We start from the raw sequence: 17,433 nt of genomic DNA, 5'->3' as shown, positions 1-17,433 counted from the left end.
ATGTTTCGACGACCCTCGATCCGCTACGGCAAGACCCCCGAACCCGAAACACCCTACCAGCGCGCTGCACAGGTCTGGGATGACCGGATTGGCTCGGCCCGCGTCCAGGCGCGCAGCTGGCGGCTTGCCTTCTTCGGTGCGCTCGGGCTCACGGGCCTCCTCACCGTCGGGATCATCTGGCAGGGCGCGCGCGGATTGATCGTGCCCTGGGTGGTCCAGGTAGACAAGCTCGGCGAGGCGCAGGCCGTCGCCCCCGCTGATGTCGGCTACACGCCCTCGGACCCGCAGGTCGCGTTCCATCTGGCGCGGTTCATCGAGCAGGTCCGGGCCGTGCCCGACGATCCGATCATCGTCCGGCAGAACTGGTTGCGCGCCTATGACTTCGCCACCGACAAGGGCGCGCTCGCGCTCAACGACTATGCGCGGACCAACGATCCGTTCGCCCTGATCGGGCGGGAACAGGTCGGAGTGGACGTGACGAGCGTTATCCGCGCCTCGCCGACGAGCTTCCGTGTCGCCTGGGTCGAACGCCGCTACCGCGACGGCAGCCTTGCCGAAACGAGCCGCTGGACCGCGATCCTGACGATCGTCGTTCAGGTCCCCCGCACTCCCGATGCCCTGCGCAAGAACCCGCTCGGCATTTTCGTCAACGCCATCAACTGGTCGAAGGAACTCGGATCATGATCAGCAAACTTTTTGCGGCGAACCGCCGCGTCGCCGCCGCCGTGCTTGCCGCAAGCACGGCGCTTGCTTCCCCTACGCAGGCCCAAGATCGAACAACGCACCAGCCTGCATCGCCTGCGGCTCCCAATGAGGCACCGCAGGCGACCTATCCCAAGCCCGATGTGGTTGCGATCCCCGTGCCGCTGCCACTTCCCGGTCAGCTCAAAGCGTTTCCGCAGCGCACCCCTCCCCACGCTGCGGGCCGCTCCCGCCCGTCCCAGAGTCGCCCCACTCTCCAGGACAGGGTGGGAGCGGCGATGGAGGCGGCACGCATCCAGCCCGAGCGCACAGGGTTTATCAACGCGATCCAGGTCTTCCCCTTCACAGAAGGCGCGCTCTACCAGATCTACGCCAAGCCCGGACAGGTCAGCGACATCGCGCTGCAAGAAGGAGAGCAGCTGGTTGGTTCCGGCCCGGTCGCGGCCGGGGATACGGTTCGCTGGATGATCGGCGATACGGTGAGCGGCATCGGCCCCGCCGCCCGGGTCCACATTCTGGTCAAGCCCATCCGGCCCGACATAGCGACCAACCTTGTAATCAACACCGACCGGCGGACCTACCACCTCGAGCTGCGCGCAAACCCGTCGGTCTACATGGCGTCGGTCTCCTGGACCTACCCGCAGGATCAACTGATTGCCTTGCGCCAGGTGCGCGCCGAAGCCGAACGCGCGGCACCGGTGGCGGCAGGCATGGACTTGTCGCTGCTCAATTTCCGCTATGCGATCGAGGGTGACCGGCCCGAATGGCGACCGCTGCGCGCCTTCGACGACGGGGTGCGCGTGTTCGTCGAGTTCCCCGAGAGCATCGCCCAAGGCGAACTGCCGCCGCTGTTCGTGATCGGCGCCAAAGGCGAAGCTGAACTGGTCAACTATCGCGTCTCTGGCCGCTACATGATCGTCGATCGGCTGTTCGCCCGCGCCGAACTGCGCCTTGGCGGACGCAAGGGCCAGCAGACGGTACGAATCGTCTCCAATCGGCGGGGGCGGGCATGACGGGCGAGGACCAGGACGAACGCGCCGAGCCAGTGTCCGTCGATCCCGATGCAGCGGTCAAGCTGCGCGGCGATCCGCCGCGCGTGATGCGGCTATCGAGGAAAGCCATCGGCATCGCCTCAGCTTGTGGCTTTGCACTGGTCGGCGGTGCGCTGATCTATGCGCTCCAGCCTGCAGGCCGGAAGAACGCGGAGGAACTCTACAACACCGATGGCGTTGCGGTGGCCGACAACCTCGCGGGTGCACCCAAGGATTACGGCCAGGTACCCAAGCTTGGGCCGCCTCTACCCGGCGATCTCGGTAAACCGATCCTCGATGCCCAGCGACGCGGGGACGTAGCAGCCCTGCCGCCGATCGGAGCGCAACCACCTCTGGCTCCGGCGGGCCCCGCAGCCACTGCCGCCGATGCTGCCCGCCAGCGTGCCGAACAGGAACGTGAAGCCGCGCGCAGCAGTCGCCTGTTCTTCGGCGGCGGGTCGCCGGGAAGTGGGAGTGGTGGACTGGTCGGACTTCCGCCGCCCGCTGAGGCCCCACCTGCAACGCCGTCCGATGCGTCGCAGTCCGATGCTGCCCGCAAGCAGGCGTTTCTGGAACGGGCCAGCGACCGGCGCACCGTGTCGGCCGAGCGGCTGACTGGGCTGGCATCGCCTTCGATCCTGCAGGCGGGTTCGGTCATTCCGGCAGCGCTGATCACCGGCATCCGCTCCGACCTGCCGGGCCTGGTGACCGCACAGGTCACCCAGAATGTCTATGACAGCCCGACCGGGCGCATCCTGCTCATTCCACAGGGCTCGCGGCTGATCGGCGATTATGATGCCGATGTCGCGTTCGGGCAAAGCCGGATCCTGCTCGCCTGGAACCGGCTAATCTTCCCCGATGGCCGCTCTATCGTGCTCGAACGCCAGCCCGCGTCCGACCCGCGCGGCTATGCCGGCTTGCAGGACGGCACAGACTATCATTGGGGCGGTGTGCTCAAGGCGGCGCTGGTCTCTACCTTGCTCGGTGTCGGATCGGAACTTGGCTCGGGCAGCGATAGCAGTCTGACGCGCGCCTTGCGCCGAGGGAGCCAGGACAGCGCCAACCGGGCCGGCGAGCAGATTGTAAGCCGCGAGCTGCAAGTCAGGCCGACAATCACGATTCGCCCCGGTTATCCGGTCCGCGTGCTGGTGACCCGCGACCTGGCTCTGGGAGGCAGGCAATGACTCGATTGAAGCTGGCCGATCTTGCAGACGAGAAGCCCGTGCGCCTCACGGTGGAGGTCTCAGCGCGGTTGAACCGGGAGCTGCTCGCCTATGGCACGGTTCTCAATTGCGGAGAAGCTAAGGGAGCTCCCACGCCAGAAAGGTTGATTCCGCCAATGATAGAGCGGTTCATCGCCACCGATCGCAGCTTTGCCAAGGCCCGGCGCGCCGCTCAGCCCGGGTAGCGTTCCTCAATCAGTTCGAAGAAGCGCAGGAGCGCGGGATTTTGGTTGCCCTCGCGCCAATAGAGCGCGAATTCGAGGCGCGCCGGACCGCTGGGATCATAGATTTCGCGGAAGTGGAGGTTGGGCCAGGTCACGCCCTGCGAGGCCTCGGTCGCGATTGTGATGTAACGATTGACTGCGACCATGCTGATCGCGCTTTCGAGACTGGTGTCCTGGATGACGATCTTGGGGCGATAGCCCTGCTCAGACAAACGTGCGGAAAGCAGGTTGGCGAGGTTCGGGCCAATGCCGTTCGACGGCACAACGAACACTTCGCGGCGGAGATCCTGCCAATAGATGCGTTTGTTCTCGTGCAGCCGGTTTTCGCCGGTCAGGACGGCCATCAGGCGCTCGGACCAAAGCGGGCGCGTCTGAACATCGCTTTGTTCATTTCCCGCCGGCGCAATCACAACATCGATCGTACGCGCTTGCAGGCCGTTCAAGAGTTTCTCTGTTCCAGCTTCGATTCCATCGAACTGGACGTCGGGATATCGCGTCAAATAGTCTGAGAACGCAAGTCTCAACGGGCCGGCCATGAGCGACGAGCAATACCCGATCGTAAGTCGCCCATGTTCGCCACTGTTTACCGCGCGAGCAGTCGTTTGGAGGTCCTCTACGTCGATCAGGATGCGACGCGCAGCCTCCAGGAAGACTCGTCCCGTCTCGGTCGGCTCTGCACCACGCGTAGTCCGTTCGAACAGCTTTATTCCCAGCCTGTGCTCCAATTGCATGACTCGTCGGCTCAAAGTTGATTGCTTCACTTTGAGCATGTCAGCCGCCCGCGAAAAGCTCTGCGTATCGGCAGTTGTCACGGCATATCGCAGTTGCCGAAGTTCCATGCACATACCCTACCAATGGCTCGTAACACTCATACCCGCGTCAACAACGCAATCGTTGCCGCAATAGAAGCCGGCGCAATCGCTCAATGCAGGTCTGGCACTGCCATCGCACAGTAAGCCACGCGTCCGCAGAATGCCGCTTCACGTAATGCCGGCGGTGTGAACGATCGCGCGACTGCAATGATCGTGACGTCGTAGTTCTTCGAGGATGTCGACTAGGCTGCTTGTGTCGGGCTGAGTGTCGTTTCATTGTACCAGACCTCGATGGCTGGCTTCGACGAAACCGTAGCCTCAGCACTTCGCGGTGTCGGTTCACCGGTTTCAGTAGCTGCTTGGCCATCGGTTGTGGCCGGGCCAGAAAACACAGCGAGCACCTCTCGATGATGCTCGCTATCATGCAGGTGCTGCCCAGTGTACGGCGCAATGTTGTCGCTGAGCCCGATGTAACCGATCGCACCGATGTGTTCGATTCGCGCGGCTTCAGTGAATATCGTGCCAACGCCGCCTTCGGCGAGCTTGGCATAGAAATCGGCTAGGCCTGCCCCCGGCACATCATCGGGCGAAATCGTGCGCGACATCGGCGACATGATGATTCGATTGGGCAAGGTCTTGCCGCGAACCGCAAGCGGCTCAAGCAGCAGCGCGAGGATCGTTCGTTCGGGCGGCATCACCCGCGGGCCGCCTTGAGCACCTGCATGAGAGGAACCGCCTCGTCCGCCAGCATCGCCCGGTCCACGACATGACGGCGCTCAACCATACGGCGGCCGGCGCTCATGTCGCGCGGGCGATTGACCGTCAACGCGCCTACCACGACATTTCCTTCAAGGCAGAAGACCGAGAAATCGCGCGCTTCGGCAGAGCCCCTGATGACCGTGGACAAACCGTCCCCGACCCGTCCGACGACCTGGAGATTGACGTCGTACTGGTCGGTCCAGGCCCAGCCCGAGCTCACGTATTCGACCGGACGGCCCAGCATCGCCTGCGCCGCCGCCGTCGCCTGATCGGATGCGTTCTGAAAGGTTTCGAGCCGCGCCCGTCCGCCGAAGAAGCCGGGCTGATCGGCAACGTCGCCCGCGGCGAAGACAGCGGGGTGGCTGGTGCGACAGGCCCGGTCGACGATGATCCCGTTGCCGGTCGCGATGCCCGCGGCGCGCGCCAGTTCCACGCGCGGCGCGACGCCGATGCCGACCACGACCGCGTCGCAGTCCACGCGGCTGCCGTCCGAGCAATCGACCGCCCGCACCCAGCCGTCGTCGACCACCAGTGCCTCGGGCACGACGCCCAGCCGCAGCGACACACCCTGTGCTTCGTGCAGCCCGGCCAGCCAGGTCCCGAAGCGCGCGCCCAGCATCCGCGCCATCGGTGCAGCCCCCGGCTCGATAGCAGTGACCTCGCAGCCGAGCTTGCGCGCACTCGCGGCGATTTCGGCACCGATGACACCCATCCCGACGACGACGATGCGCGCGCCGGGCCTCAGCGCGGCGACCAGTCCTTCGGCATCGCTTCGGGTACGCAGGTGATGAACGTTTTCGGCCTCAGCACCGGCAACAGGCAAGCGCCGCGCGCTTGCACCGGTCGCCAGCATGATGCGATCGGCGCGGACCAGTTCTCCCGATGCGAGCTGCACGCCGCCGCCGGCCAGATCGAGCGCGTCGGCCCGCATGCCAAGCCGCACGTCGATGGCATTGTTGCGATACCAAGCCTCGTCGTGCAGGAAGAAGGGGTCGGGCGGCACGCCGCCGTTCCACAGGAATTCCTTGGACAACGGCGGGCGTTCGTAGGGCGGCCAGGGTTCTTCCCCGATCAGCACCAGCCTGCCTTCGTACCCAGACCGTCGCAGCTCCTCCGCGGCACGGCCGCCGGCAAGGTTGGCGCCGACGATCGCGATGCTTTCGGGAACGCTGTCAGACATCGTCCGGGAAGCCCGCGCCGCTCGCGAGCGTGCCGCCGATGCGCATCGCATTGAGCATCATCGCCGGATCGGCCTTGCCCGTTCCGACGATGTCGTAGGCGGTGCCGTGCGCGACGGAGACATGGATGTAGGGCGCGCCGACCATGATCACGCTGTTGCCGGAAAAGCCCCAAGTCTTGACCGCGATGTGTCCCTGGTCGTGATACATCGCGAGCACCATGTCATACCGGCCCTCGATGCACTGGCGGAACACCGCGTCGGGGCTCTCCGGGCCAATGGCGTCGATCCCCTCGGCGCGCGCGCGTTCGATGCCGGGCGCAATGCCGTCAAGCTCCTCGCTGCCCGCGGCGTGTGGATTGAGTCCCGCAACCGCGATTCGTCGCCGTGGTAGTCCCCAACCGCGCATCGCCGCATCAAGCGCACGCAACGCGCGCAGGATCAGGTCGGGGGTGATGATCTCGCAGACCTGCCGCAGCGGCATGTGGTCGGTCAGGTGCGCGACACGCAACGGCCCGGTGACGAGCACCAGATAGGTCTCGCCCGGCGCCGGACTGATGACCTTGGAAAGCTTGCCGACCTGCTTGAGCGATCCGGTACTGATAGGGGCAAGCACGGTGGCCGCGATGGTCCCGTCGCGCGCTAGCCGGTCCATCTCGTCGAGCCACTGCGCCGTCGCCTCGCCACCACGCGCGGTGTCTTCGCCCAGCGGCAGATCATCGTCCGGCAGCGCGCCGGTATCGAGGATGTCGATGATCGCGGGATCGTCGCTCAGCGGCTCGACGCTGCGCATCGCGCGGACCCGCGCAGTGCCGCCGGTCGCCATGACCGCGCGCTCCATCGCGGCGGCGCTTCCGATCAGCAGCGGGACCGAGCAGGCGTGCACGCGGCCGCTGGTCAGCGCCATGGCGACGACTTCCGGCCCGATACCGGCGGGATCGCCGATGACCGTCCCCACGACCGGACGATGCGGGTCCATCATGCCAGCCGCCTAGATGCTGTAGATGTCGAGCAGCGAGCGGGCGATGTCGTTGAGGACGATCGTCTTCTTGCGCGCAATCCGCCATCCCTCGTCGTGCTTCGCCAGATCATAATCCGCATGCCCGAAGTAGGTGAGCGTGTCCGTCTCGCGGAACGACTGCACGGTCCATGACGTCCGGGCGCGCACCCCACCGTCACGCTGTTCGACATCGAGCAGAGTGAACGTGTGGCAGGTCCGCATCAGCGGCATGGTCGCGGAAGACCGGCCGGTGCGGATGCGGAAGACCCGATCTTCCAGGCCGCCGCGATTGGGGTAGTAGATGAGCGAGATCTCGGTCTGCGGATCGGTGGTGAGCCCACCGAGATCGTCCCAGGCGGGCACCCAGTATTCCGCTTCGGGCAGGTAGAGCGCCAGCCAGGCGTCCCAGTCCTTGTCATCGAGCGCCAGCGCCTCGCGCGCCAGAAACCGCTGCACCGACAACCAGCCGGCATCGTCGACACTCATTCCGCGTCCTCCCGGTCGAGCATTTCCCGGTCGACGGCGGCCTTCATCCGGTTCGCCCAGTCGTCGTGGATCGAGATGTAGAGGCCCTCGTCCGCCGGCGCCGAACTGCTCATCACCGCGTTGACGTTCAGGTCCGCGCCATACTTGCCCGCCCCCTGCACCCAGCGCACAGCACCGCGCGACATGTCGTTGTAACGCCCCCCGCCACGGCCGAAGCCGATCTGGCAGTTGTTGAACTCGGCCAGATCGTCCGGCGTCGCCATGCCGCTGGCGTTGAAGAAATCCTCGTACTGGCGGATGCGGATTGCCCGCGCCCTGGCGCTCTCGCCGACCGGCGCGATGCAATAGGTCGTCACTTCGGTCTCGTCGACCGAGATCGGCCGGATGATGCGCAACTGCGTGCTGGTCTGGTCCATGAGGAACAGGTTGGGGAACAGCAGCAGGTTGCGCAGCCGCTCGGTCATCCACTTCGCCTTCTGCTCGCCCCGCTTTTCGCGCAGCACCTCGAGCAGCTCGAAATTCGGCCGGTCGCGGTAATTGGCATAGTCGACCCACAGCACCGCATGGCCATGGTCGAAGGAGAAGAAGCCGCCTTCTGCCTGCGGCACCTTGGTGAAGTCGAATGTGCGCGTGTCATTCGACGAATCGCCGCTGACCCGGCGCATCACCGTCATCACGTAGTTGCCGTGAACTGAGCCCACGTGATAGCCATCGAGCCCGTTCTCGGCCTGCAGTTTCCAGTTCCCGTTGTAGGTATAGCGCGTGGAACCGCGCAGCACTTCCAGCTCGCCGGTCGGGGATTGGTCAATCAGCAGGTCGATGAATGTCGTCGCCCCCGCGAGATAATCGGTGAGCGGCGGCACATCGGGCGAAAGGCTGGCGAAAAGGAAGCCGCGATAGGATTCCAGCCGCGCCACCGGTTCGAGCCCCAGATCCTTGCGGTCGAACCCTTGAGCGTAACCGCCTTCCGCCTCGTCCGTCACGTCGAGCAGCGCGCCGTTGCTACCGTAGGTCCAGCCATGGAATGGACAGGTGAAGTTGCGGCTGTTGCCGCGACGCTGGCGACAGACGCGCGCGCCGCGATGCGCACAGGCATTGATGAAGCAGCCGAGCTTGCCCTGCCGGTCGCGCGTCAGCAACACCGCCTGCCGGCCGACATAGGTCGCCAGGAAGTCATTGGTATGGGGAAGCTGGCTCTCGTGCGCGACAAAGACCCAGTTGCGCTCGAAGATGTATTTCATCTCGAGCTCGAACAGGTCCGGGTCGGTAAAGACTTCGCGATCGAGCCGATAGCGGCCCGATGCCTCGTCCTTCAGCAGCCAGGCGTCCAGCCCGTCCCTGATCCGGTCAAGCGGACCGGACCGGCCATTCATATCAGCGCTCACCTGCTCCATCTCCTCAACCTTGACGGCCGACGACAGGCCCGGCCAACGCCGGGGCTTTCCCCGATCCGAACCGAAACCTGCCAAGGCGCTGAAGCTATGTCAAGTATAGAAAGGTTGCCTGACTATCCTACGGCTTGACAAAAATTTCCGAGTCCATCATTGCTCGTTCCGAAGGGCATCGGCCAGCAAGGCCGGCCCATGGCGAGACAGAGGCCTGCATTTGCACAATTCGACCGCAGATCGTGTCCGGCTCTGCCCGGCAACCGACGTGGAGGAAGGCGCGCCCGTCGCGATCGACCTCGACGGTTTTCCGTCGCTGGCGGTTTACGAGATCGACGGCGACTATTTCGTGACCGACAACCAATGCACCCACGGCAACGGATTGCTGAGCGAGGGTTTTCAGGACGGCGGCCAGATCGAGTGCCCGTTCCACGGCGGCGCGTTCAATATCCGTACCGGCGAAGCGATGGTGTTTCCCTGCCAGACGCCCGTGCGCACCTACCCGGTCGAGATCGAGGATGGATGGATTACCATCGCCTCGCCTGATGGATCCGCGGGCCGGCCGGACGGCTGACCACAAGGCGGGCGGGCGTCCGGTCCCGACACGACAGTTCCCCAGGATACTTGGAAGAGGCTCAAGGCTATGAAAATTCAGGCTGCCGTCACGCATGCGGCACACGCGCCGATGGACATCGAGGAGCTTGAGCTGGAGGACCCCCGCGCGGACGAGATCCTCGTGCGCGTGGTCGGCACCGGCATCTGCCACACCGACGTGGTGATGCGCGACCATGCCCTGCCTACGCCACATCCCGCCGTCCTCGGCCACGAAGGCGCCGGCATCGTCGAGCGAGTCGGCGCGGCGGTGACGTCGGTCGAACCGGGTGATCACGTGGTCATGTCGTTCAATAGCTGCGGGCGCTGTCCCGCCTGCGTCGATGGCGCGCCGAGCTATTGCCACGCCTTCTTTCCGCTCAACATCCTTGGAGCGCGGCTCGACGGCTCGACGCCGCTTTCGGGTGCCTCTGGTCCGGTGCACGGTAACATCTTCGGCCAGTCGTCGTTCGCGACCCACGCGTTGTGCAACGAACGCAACGTCGTGAAGGTCGACAAGGATCTCGACCTTCACATGCTCGGCCCGCTGGGTTGCGGCGTGCTGACCGGCGCCGGATCGGTGTTCAACAGCCTCGAATTGCGCGCAGGGCGTTCGATCGCGGTGTTCGGGGTCGGCGCGGTCGGTCTCAGCGCGATCATGGCCGCCAGGGTCGTGGGCGCGGCGGCGATCATGGCCGTGGACCTCAACGCGGATCGCCTGGAGCTGGCCACCAGCCTTGGCGCGACGCACACCATCAATGCCGGCACGTCGGACGTGCTCGAAGCGATCAACGCGATCTCGCCCGTCGGCGTCGACTACGTGCTCGACACGACCGGCAATCTCGGGGTGATTCACACGGCGGTCGCGGCACTTGCACCGCGCGGCAAGTGCGGCCTGATCGGAGCGATGCCGCCGGGCAGCAAGCTCGATCTCGATACGACCTATCTGATGTCGGGCGGGCGCGCGGTCATGGGCATCGTCGAAGGCAGCGCTGATCCACAGCAGCTCATTCCCCGCCTGATCGGCCTGTGGCGCGAAGGCCGATTCCCGTTCGACCGGCTGATCAGCTACTATTCCTTCGCGGCGATCAACGATGCGATCGCCGATGCCGAGAAGGGCACGGCGGTCAAGCCCGTCCTGCGCATGGACTGAAGCGAAAGCGGGGACTGAAGCGGAAAGCGGCGTCGCGACCGGATCGGTGCAGGCGAGCCGCCTGCGGGTCCGGTCGCGACGTTGGCAATGCCTCACATCCGTGCCGTCGCTATTCGATCGGCGGAAGCTCGGTGCGATTGTAGGTCATCAGCGCTGCGGCGATCGTGTGGAAGTCCTCCGCGCCGACGACGCCGACCATTTCGGCCTCGACTCGGTCGACCGCCTTCTTGAGCTCGTTCAGCCAGTCAAGGCCGCGATCGGTGAACTTGACGATCCAGACGCGCCGATCCTTAGGATCGGCCGTCCGTTCGACGATCCTGATCTTCTCGCACTGATCGACCAGTTCGCCCATCGCCTGCTTGGTCATCGCCGCGCGCAACGCCAGTTCGGTGATCGTGTTCCCTTCCAGATCGAGGTTGCGCGTCAGGTTGACGTGGGCAAGCCGCATCTTGGTGTAACCCGCGCTGACCATCAGCGCGATCACGCGCTCCTGCTGGCGCTGGACGGCCAGGTTCATCAGGCGCGCCATACTGCGATGACGCCATGCCAGATCGCCGACCGAAAGGGCTGGAGTGGCTGGTTTTTCCGTCTTGCTCATTACATCATGATCATTAGCTGAATGCGAACGAGCGCCAGACTGCGTTGTCCCAGGCTTTTGGTCAACCTGGGACACCCGCTTGCGCAATTTGCCCCGGACAAGCGTGCCGTCATAGACACGCCATCTAGAACTTCACGCTCAACCGCGCGCCGTAGGTGCGCGGCAGTCCGATCGAACCGATGACGACGCCCGGCGCATAGTTGGGCTCCGCACCGTCGTTGTAAAGCGCCTGGTCGGTGATGTTGCGCACGAAGGCCATCAACGAGAAATGTCCGTCGGGACTGGTATAACTGACGTTCGCGTTGAACAGCGCATAGCCGCCGACACGCGAGGCCGCGATGAAGTCGGTCGTCAGCTCCCGCGCGGACGCGAACGTCATGTCCCCGTGCAGCGCGACCGAGCCGCCGGTGGCCAGGTCGAGCGTGTGCGTGTAGCCGGCGGCTCCGGCCCAGCGCGGTGCCCGCGGAACCGGCTTGCCCGTGCAGTCGACCGCCATGATCGGTCCCGAAGGGCCGATCACGACCGGCTGGGCCGGCGCCGCGACGCAGCCCGTGGCGCCCGGCAGCAACTGCGCGGTCTGGTAGGTGAACTGAAGGTACTTGGCGTTGTCGTACTCAACGCTGAAATTGAAAGCGCCGTTGCGCCACGGGTGCGCTTCCACATCGATGTAGGCGCCATACATGCGCGATTTCTGCGCATTGGCGAAAATCACGCTCAGGTTGCCCCGGTTGCCGATGGCGAACAGGTTGAACTGCTGGTTCTTGTAGTTCCAGTAGTAGATGCCGCCATTGACCTGAAGGTGATCCCCGAACATTCGGCTCCTGAACCCGAAATCGTAGGAATAGAGCTTTTCCGGTTCGAAATAGGAGGCTTCGTCGCTGCCGGCGGGCGCACCGAGCTTCTGCTGGGTATTGAAGCCGCCCGCCTTGAAACCCGAACTCGCGGTTGCGAACAGCATCACTTCCGGCGCGGCGTCGAACTCGACGCCGACCTTCCACGAGGTATTGTTGAAGGTCTTCTTCCCCGAATAGGTCTCTGCAAGGATCGTCGCATTCGGATCCGGGCTGGCGAAGATGTTCGGGACGAGCGGATTGGTGGGGCCCACCGGCTGCGTCGGATCCAGCGGAATCAGGCCGAGATAGGACGGATTGAGGAAATAGGTCGCACCGTCCGTCATCTCGCGCCGGTCGGTCGTGTAGCGCAGGCCCCCGATCAGGCGCAGCGTGTCGGTGAGGCTGACGGTGGTCTGGCCGAAGACCGCGTAGGCGCGCGTGGCGAAATTCGCCAGGCGGCCCGTGTTCTGCAGCAGACCGGCGTTCGCGGTATACTGGAGGTGCTGGGTCTCGTCATAGAAATAGCCGCCGACGACCCACTTCAGGTGATCGGTATCGCGCGACAGGCGAACCTCGAGCGTATAGGCATCAGACGTCTCCGGTTTTGCCGGGAAACTGCCGAAGCCAGCGCCAAAACCGACCTTCAGGAAGGGATAGGCAAACGAACTCGCCGACATGTTCTGGTACGACGGGATGATCGTCAGGTCGGCGAAACCAAGGTTCGCGACAAGTTTCGCGGACGCGGTCCAGAAGGTCATGTCGGTGAAGGCGTCGTCGGAATTCGGCGAGGTCACCAGCGGGCGCAGGTCCACGCCCGAACCGACATAGACCTTGGAATCGACATAGGCGATGCCCGCCGGGCTGGTGTTGTCGGTATAGGGATCGAGTCCCTGCGGGCCGTTGATGATCACGCTGCCCGGGCCGCGCCCGCCGACATGGCCATAGCTGCCGTTGACCGTCAGCGACACCGACGACGACGGCTCCCACAGCACGCGCACGCGCGCGCCGTCGGTTTGCGCGTCACCGCGACCCACCGACGTGTAGCCGTCCCGGCGTACATGATTGCCGGCAATGCGCACCGCAAGGTCGCTGGAAATCGGGATATTGATCGCGGCCGTCAGGTTGAGCGCGTTGAGATTGCCGATCTCGACGCTCGCGTCGCCTTCGAAAACGCCCAGCCTGGGTCCGCGCGTGATGAGGTTGACGGCGCCGCCGGATGCATTGCGCCCATAGAGCGTGCCCTGCGGCCCCTTGAGCACCTCGACGCGCTCAAGATCGTACATCTGCGTCGAGAGCGACGCCGTGCGCGCGACATAGACACCGTCGACGTTGACCGCGATCGCCGGGTTGTTGACCTGCGTAGCCGCGAAATCGCCGACGCCGCGCACATAGATCTGCGGCGACACCGCCGCAGTGCCGATGGTCAGCGTCGGCGCAATACGCGTCAGGTCATCGGGACTGGAAATGCCGGCCCGGTCAAGATCCCGAGAGGAAAGCACGTCGAGGTCGACCGAACTCTTCTGCAGAGACTCCGTTCGGTGCTGCGCCGTCACGACGATCTCCTCGATCTTCTGATCACCCTGATCGACGGGCGCCTGGTCATCGGCCCGTTCTGCAAAAGCGGGTGTCCCCGTGCACGCCAGCAGGGCGATCGCAATGGTGGTCAAAGATGCCTTACTTGTTATCGACTTTCCCACGTTTTCCTCCCCAATGTCACTTGCTTGGAATGTCTGCTTCGTTCCGATCGCGGCTCCCGCCAATTCTGGAAGATAGCCAGATGATCATGCTGCCTGTCTATATTGACGAATAAAGTCGAGAACCCGTATCGCCGCAGCCCCAGTCAGACTTCCGACGATATCGTCGTCTCCCGTTTGATCTGGTTGGCAATCAGCCGGCGAATGCGCATGAGCGCGGTATCGTGAACCGTGTTGCGCAGGACCACGTCGGGAAACAGGTCAAGCGCGCGCTGCTGGTCCTCGATCGTCTGCTTGTCCTCGCCAAAGGCAAAGGTGACCATCGCGATCGCCGCATCGAGCGCTTCGGGCGGACAGGGATTGACCGGCAGCGACACCCCGAAATGATAGCGCGACGACTTCTCGTCGGTCGGCGTGATACCATGAACGTTGCGCAGCGCGAACAGCGGCGCATCGTGCGGCTCGCCGTATTCCACAGCGGCGGCAGTGCCGACCGGATAGTAGGCGATGAGCAGCGACATCGCGCCGGGAACGTAGAACGAATAGCTCGACCGGATGTCGACCCGTTCGGGCAGTCCGGGCAATGGCAGCGGCTGCGAGCCGGGAATCCACCGGGCCACGCCCACGCCATTGTCGATGTTGGTGTAGGTCGCTTCGCGCTGCACCCAGTCCGTCGCATCGCGGGCCAACGTCTGCTCGTGCACGTAAGCGACGTGCGAGAGGTCGCACAGATTGTCGTTGATGAGTTCGTAGTTCGCCGCGTAGTCGAGATGACCGGTCCGATAGTCGATCCCGCCCTCATCCAGGCCGCAGGCGGGAATCAGCGCCTCGTCGGCCGCTGCGGCACTGCCAAGCCAGACCCATATCCAGCCTTCTTTCTCGACGGCCGGATAGGCGTGAATCCCGAAGCCCGACGGCACCCGGTCCTGCCCCGGCATTTCGAGACAGGCTCCGTTGTTCCCGAAGAGCAGCCCGTGATACCAGCAGCGTACCGCGTCGCCTTCCACGCGCCCCTTCGACAGCGGCGCGCAGCGGTGGCTGCAGCGGTCCTCCAATGCGACCACGGAACCGTCCTCGCCACGATAGAAGACAATCGGCCGACCAGCGATCACACGCCCCCAGGGTGCTTCCTTGCCGACCTCGTTGCTCCAGCCGGCCACGTACCAGGCGTTCTGGACAAAGGGCATCAATCAGATCCTTTCGATGGAACCCGCGGTTCAGTGAGCGAAAATACCCATGGGTTCGTCGTCCGTGCTCATCACGACGGACTTGCAAATGGTGTAGTGCTGCAGCACTTCGCGCGATCCTTCGCGTCCGAAGCCGCTCATCTTGAAACCGCCGATCGGGATGCCCGACTTCATGTTGTAGTAGCGGTTGATCCAGACGCAGCCGGTGTCGAGCCCGCGCGCAATGCGATTGGCCTCGGTGATGTCGCGGCTCCACACGCCGCCGCCCAGACCGAACGGCGAATCGTTGGCCTGACGCACGACGTCGCCCTCGTCCGACCAGGTCAGCAGGCTGGTGACGGGGCCGAAGATCTCCTCGCGCGCGACGCGCATCTGGTTGTTGACGTTGTCGAGGATGGTCGGCTCGATGAAATAGCCCTGCTCCTGCCCCTCGACCGCTGCGGGCCTGCCGCCGGTCAGCGCCACCGCGCCTTCCTCCTGCGCCAGGTCGAGGTAGGAACTGACCTTTTCGAACTGGGCCTTCGAGGCCATCGCGCCAAGCTGCGTACTCCACTCGAGCGGATCGCCGATGCGGATCTTGCGGATCTGCGCGACCAGCTTCTCGACGAACTCGTCGCGCACCGCCTCGTGCACGAAAACGCGCGACCCAGCCAGGCACACCTCGCCCTTGTTGAACACCGTCGAGGCCGTCACGCCTTCGACGGCGGCGTCGATATTGGCCGACTTGCAGACGATCTGCGCCGACTTCCCGCCTAGCTCGAGCGTCTGGGGAATGATGTTCTTCGAAGCGTATTCGATGATCTTGCGGCCGGTCATGGTCGAGCCGGTGAATGCAACCTTGCGCACCGTCGGATTGGTGACCAGCGCCTCGCCGATCTCCGAGCCGTAACCGGTCAGCACGTTGATCACGCCGGGCGGGATGAGATCCTCCATTTCGCGGAAGAACTCGAGCACCGACAGCGAGGTCGTTTCGGCAGGCTTGAGCACCACGGTGTTGCCGCAGGCCAGCGCCGGAGCGATCTTCATCGACATCATCAGCAGCGGGACGTTCCAGGGGATGATCTGCGCGCACACGCCAATCGGCTGGCGGAAGATCATCGCCGTGTAGTCCTTCGTCGCCTCGAGGTCGCCGCTGTTGGCAAGGAACGGCGTACCGGCGAAATATTCGAACGTGTCGATGGTCATCGCCAGGTCGAAGTGCGTCGATTCGACGATGTGCTTGCCATTGCCGAGCGTTTCCATGCGCGCGAAATCGGCTTCCCGCGCCTTCAGCCGGCGGAGCATTTCGAACAGGATCGCCTGGCGTTCCGCCGCCGAGGTCTTCGACCATGCCGGGAAGGCATCGGCTGCCGCCTGGACCGCTCGGCGGGCATCCTCGACGCTGCCCGCCTGGATCCGGCCGAGCAACTGCCCGGTCGCCGGGTTGAACTGGTCGATCAGCTTGCCGCTCGAACCACCGACCCACTGGCCGCCGATCAGGTGGCCGTATTCGGCCTGGAAGGGGTTCGCTGCGGCCGGGGCCTTCTGTTCCATGACTTCGGACATGATCTGCCTTTCCTGTGCTTCACTCAGCCGCGACGGTCTGTTCGTCGGCAATCAGACTCTTCGAGATTTCCGCCCACATTTCGCCGGAGCGGCGCGCGCCCTGCAGATAGGGCTCGGGCGTGATGCGATAGGGCGGGCGCACCGGGCCGGGATTGATCAGCCCGCCCGCCGCCATGCGGACCTTCTCGAGCGCGATGTTGTAGGTCGAGAAGATCTTGAAGCTGCCTTCGGGGAACAGCACTGCTCCCGAAGGCCCCAGCCGTCCGGCGAAGGCCTGCGCCGCGCTCCAGTCGCCCGTGCGCCGCGCTTCGGCGACAAGATCGTAGAGCCTGATCGCGACGTTGGGACCGCAGACCGCGCCGCTCGACCAGAACGAGTCGATCCGGTCGTCCATGCGCGCGCAACCGTAATAGGCGTATTCGTTGGGCAGGAACTTGATCTTGCCCTGCACCGCGTGGAGATCCTGCAGCAGGGTGGCGGGGCCGCTGTACTTGGCCGTCACGACTTGCGGGATGTCGGCGATCTGCGCCCAGAAGTGCGTCGGGAAGTCGAACTTGAACGCCTCGACATTGGCGTAGACGGCGATGTTGAGGTCGGGAACGCCCTCGGCAACGTCGCGATAGAACTGCACGGCGTTGGGCAACGAGATCGCACACCAATGCGGCAGGCCCAGCATCGTGCCATCGGCGCCAAGGTCATAGGCATAGCGCGACTGCTCGATCGTATCGCGCGTATTGCTCGCGGTCGTGCCGACAAAGACCGGCACGCGTCCGCGCGCCGATTCCACCAGCGCCGCCATGAACTTCTGCTTTTCCGGCCAGGTCAGCGTCGCGCACTCGCCGAGCGTTCCCATCGAGAGGATGCCGCTGATGCCGCCCTCGATCAGCAGTTCGACAATGCGCGCGGTCTCGTCGACGTCGACCGTGTCGGTCGCGCGCCAATCCCCCGCATCGGGCGTGGCCGGCGTCGGAATGATGGCCCAGACGCCATTGATGTCGGCAGGGGCGCGAAGGCGCTTCGTCATTGCATTCTC

Annotated in this window: 17 protein-coding genes; 6 read left to right on the top strand and 11 right to left on the bottom strand. The window is 64.6% G+C overall.

Going from position 1 to position 17,433, the window contains the following annotated elements:
• From trbF to ACE3SN_RS01740, 4 genes are read left to right on the top strand one after another with little or no spacing between them, the layout of a single operon-like run.
• The gene (trbF, locus tag ACE3SN_RS01755) at window positions 1-684 is read left to right on the top strand and encodes a conjugal transfer protein TrbF (protein WP_374527018.1); all 684 of its coding nucleotides are present in this window, start codon (window positions 1-3) and stop codon (window positions 682-684) included.
• A complete protein-coding gene (trbG, locus tag ACE3SN_RS01750) occupies window positions 681-1,715 on the top strand; it encodes a P-type conjugative transfer protein TrbG (protein ID WP_374527017.1) in 1,035 nt (344 codons plus the stop codon). Before trbF ends, trbG begins: the two co-directional genes overlap by 4 nt.
• Window positions 1,712-2,917 carry a TrbI/VirB10 family protein gene (locus tag ACE3SN_RS01745; protein WP_374527015.1) on the top strand — a complete coding sequence of 402 codons (1,206 nt, stop codon included), beginning with the start codon at window positions 1,712-1,714 and terminating at the stop codon, window positions 2,915-2,917. The genes trbG and ACE3SN_RS01745 overlap by 4 nt, the downstream gene beginning before the upstream one ends.
• The gene (locus ACE3SN_RS01740; protein ID WP_374527014.1) at window positions 2,914-3,141 is read left to right on the top strand and encodes a DUF2274 domain-containing protein; all 228 of its coding nucleotides are present in this window, start codon (window positions 2,914-2,916) and stop codon (window positions 3,139-3,141) included. The genes ACE3SN_RS01745 and ACE3SN_RS01740 overlap by 4 nt, the downstream gene beginning before the upstream one ends.
• Here the strand turns inward: ACE3SN_RS01740 and ACE3SN_RS01735 are convergent.
• The 6 genes from ACE3SN_RS01735 to ACE3SN_RS01710 form a co-directional block, all read right to left on the bottom strand.
• On the bottom strand, window positions 3,129-4,019 hold the full coding sequence (locus ACE3SN_RS01735; protein ID WP_374527013.1) for a LysR family transcriptional regulator: 891 nt from the start codon (window positions 4,017-4,019) through the stop codon (window positions 3,129-3,131). The two genes, ACE3SN_RS01740 and ACE3SN_RS01735, sit on opposite strands and share 13 nt — an antisense overlap.
• A gap of 215 nt (window positions 4,020-4,234) precedes the next feature.
• A complete protein-coding gene (locus tag ACE3SN_RS01730; RefSeq protein ID WP_374527012.1) occupies window positions 4,235-4,690 on the bottom strand; it encodes a hypothetical protein in 456 nt (151 codons plus the stop codon).
• Complete coding sequence (locus ACE3SN_RS01725; protein WP_374527011.1) at window positions 4,687-5,931, bottom strand: NAD(P)/FAD-dependent oxidoreductase; 1,245 nt, start codon at window positions 5,929-5,931, stop codon at window positions 4,687-4,689. Before ACE3SN_RS01725 ends, ACE3SN_RS01730 begins: the two co-directional genes overlap by 4 nt.
• On the bottom strand, window positions 5,924-6,910 hold the full coding sequence (locus ACE3SN_RS01720) for a PdxA family protein (protein ID WP_374527010.1): 987 nt from the start codon (window positions 6,908-6,910) through the stop codon (window positions 5,924-5,926). The genes ACE3SN_RS01725 and ACE3SN_RS01720 overlap by 8 nt, the downstream gene beginning before the upstream one ends.
• Before the next feature lie 9 nt (window positions 6,911-6,919).
• On the bottom strand, window positions 6,920-7,414 hold the full coding sequence (locus ACE3SN_RS01715) for an aromatic-ring-hydroxylating dioxygenase subunit beta (protein WP_374527009.1): 495 nt from the start codon (window positions 7,412-7,414) through the stop codon (window positions 6,920-6,922).
• Window positions 7,411-8,808 carry a Rieske 2Fe-2S domain-containing protein gene (locus ACE3SN_RS01710; RefSeq protein WP_374527008.1) on the bottom strand — a complete coding sequence of 466 codons (1,398 nt, stop codon included), beginning with the start codon at window positions 8,806-8,808 and terminating at the stop codon, window positions 7,411-7,413. Before ACE3SN_RS01710 ends, ACE3SN_RS01715 begins: the two co-directional genes overlap by 4 nt.
• Before the next feature lie 211 nt (window positions 8,809-9,019).
• Here ACE3SN_RS01710 and ACE3SN_RS01705 point away from each other — a divergent pair, with 211 nt between their 5' ends.
• Both ACE3SN_RS01705 and ACE3SN_RS01700 read left to right on the top strand, forming a co-directional pair.
• Window positions 9,020-9,373 carry a non-heme iron oxygenase ferredoxin subunit gene (locus ACE3SN_RS01705; protein ID WP_374527007.1) on the top strand — a complete coding sequence of 118 codons (354 nt, stop codon included), beginning with the start codon at window positions 9,020-9,022 and terminating at the stop codon, window positions 9,371-9,373.
• 69 nt (window positions 9,374-9,442) lie between these two features.
• Window positions 9,443-10,543: an NAD(P)-dependent alcohol dehydrogenase gene (locus ACE3SN_RS01700; protein ID WP_374527006.1), complete on the top strand. Its 1,101-nt coding sequence runs from the start codon at window positions 9,443-9,445 to the stop codon at window positions 10,541-10,543.
• Between the two features lie 109 nt (window positions 10,544-10,652).
• Here ACE3SN_RS01700 and ACE3SN_RS01695 read toward each other — a convergent pair whose 3' ends face one another.
• The 5 genes from ACE3SN_RS01695 to ACE3SN_RS01675 form a co-directional block, all read right to left on the bottom strand.
• A complete protein-coding gene (locus ACE3SN_RS01695) occupies window positions 10,653-11,141 on the bottom strand; it encodes a MarR family winged helix-turn-helix transcriptional regulator (RefSeq protein WP_374527005.1) in 489 nt (162 codons plus the stop codon).
• Between the two features lie 124 nt (window positions 11,142-11,265).
• On the bottom strand, window positions 11,266-13,734 hold the full coding sequence (locus ACE3SN_RS01690) for a TonB-dependent receptor (protein WP_374527004.1): 2,469 nt from the start codon (window positions 13,732-13,734) through the stop codon (window positions 11,266-11,268).
• A gap of 80 nt (window positions 13,735-13,814) precedes the next feature.
• Complete coding sequence (locus ACE3SN_RS01685) at window positions 13,815-14,855, bottom strand: Rieske 2Fe-2S domain-containing protein (protein ID WP_374527003.1); 1,041 nt, start codon at window positions 14,853-14,855, stop codon at window positions 13,815-13,817.
• Window positions 14,856-14,885: 30 nt separating this feature from the next.
• A complete protein-coding gene (locus ACE3SN_RS01680) occupies window positions 14,886-16,400 on the bottom strand; it encodes an aldehyde dehydrogenase (protein ID WP_374527002.1) in 1,515 nt (504 codons plus the stop codon).
• A gap of 19 nt (window positions 16,401-16,419) precedes the next feature.
• Window positions 16,420-17,424 carry a dihydrodipicolinate synthase family protein gene (locus tag ACE3SN_RS01675; RefSeq protein WP_374527001.1) on the bottom strand — a complete coding sequence of 335 codons (1,005 nt, stop codon included), beginning with the start codon at window positions 17,422-17,424 and terminating at the stop codon, window positions 16,420-16,422.
• Between the last annotated feature and the right edge of the window lie 9 nt (window positions 17,425-17,433).

This window comes from Novosphingobium sp. (genome assembly GCF_041915465.1).
Classification (GTDB): Bacteria; Pseudomonadota; Alphaproteobacteria; order Sphingomonadales; family Sphingomonadaceae; genus Novosphingobium.
The sequence above is the reverse complement of the archived record's forward strand: the minus strand, read 5'-3'. Positions and strand labels throughout refer to the sequence as shown.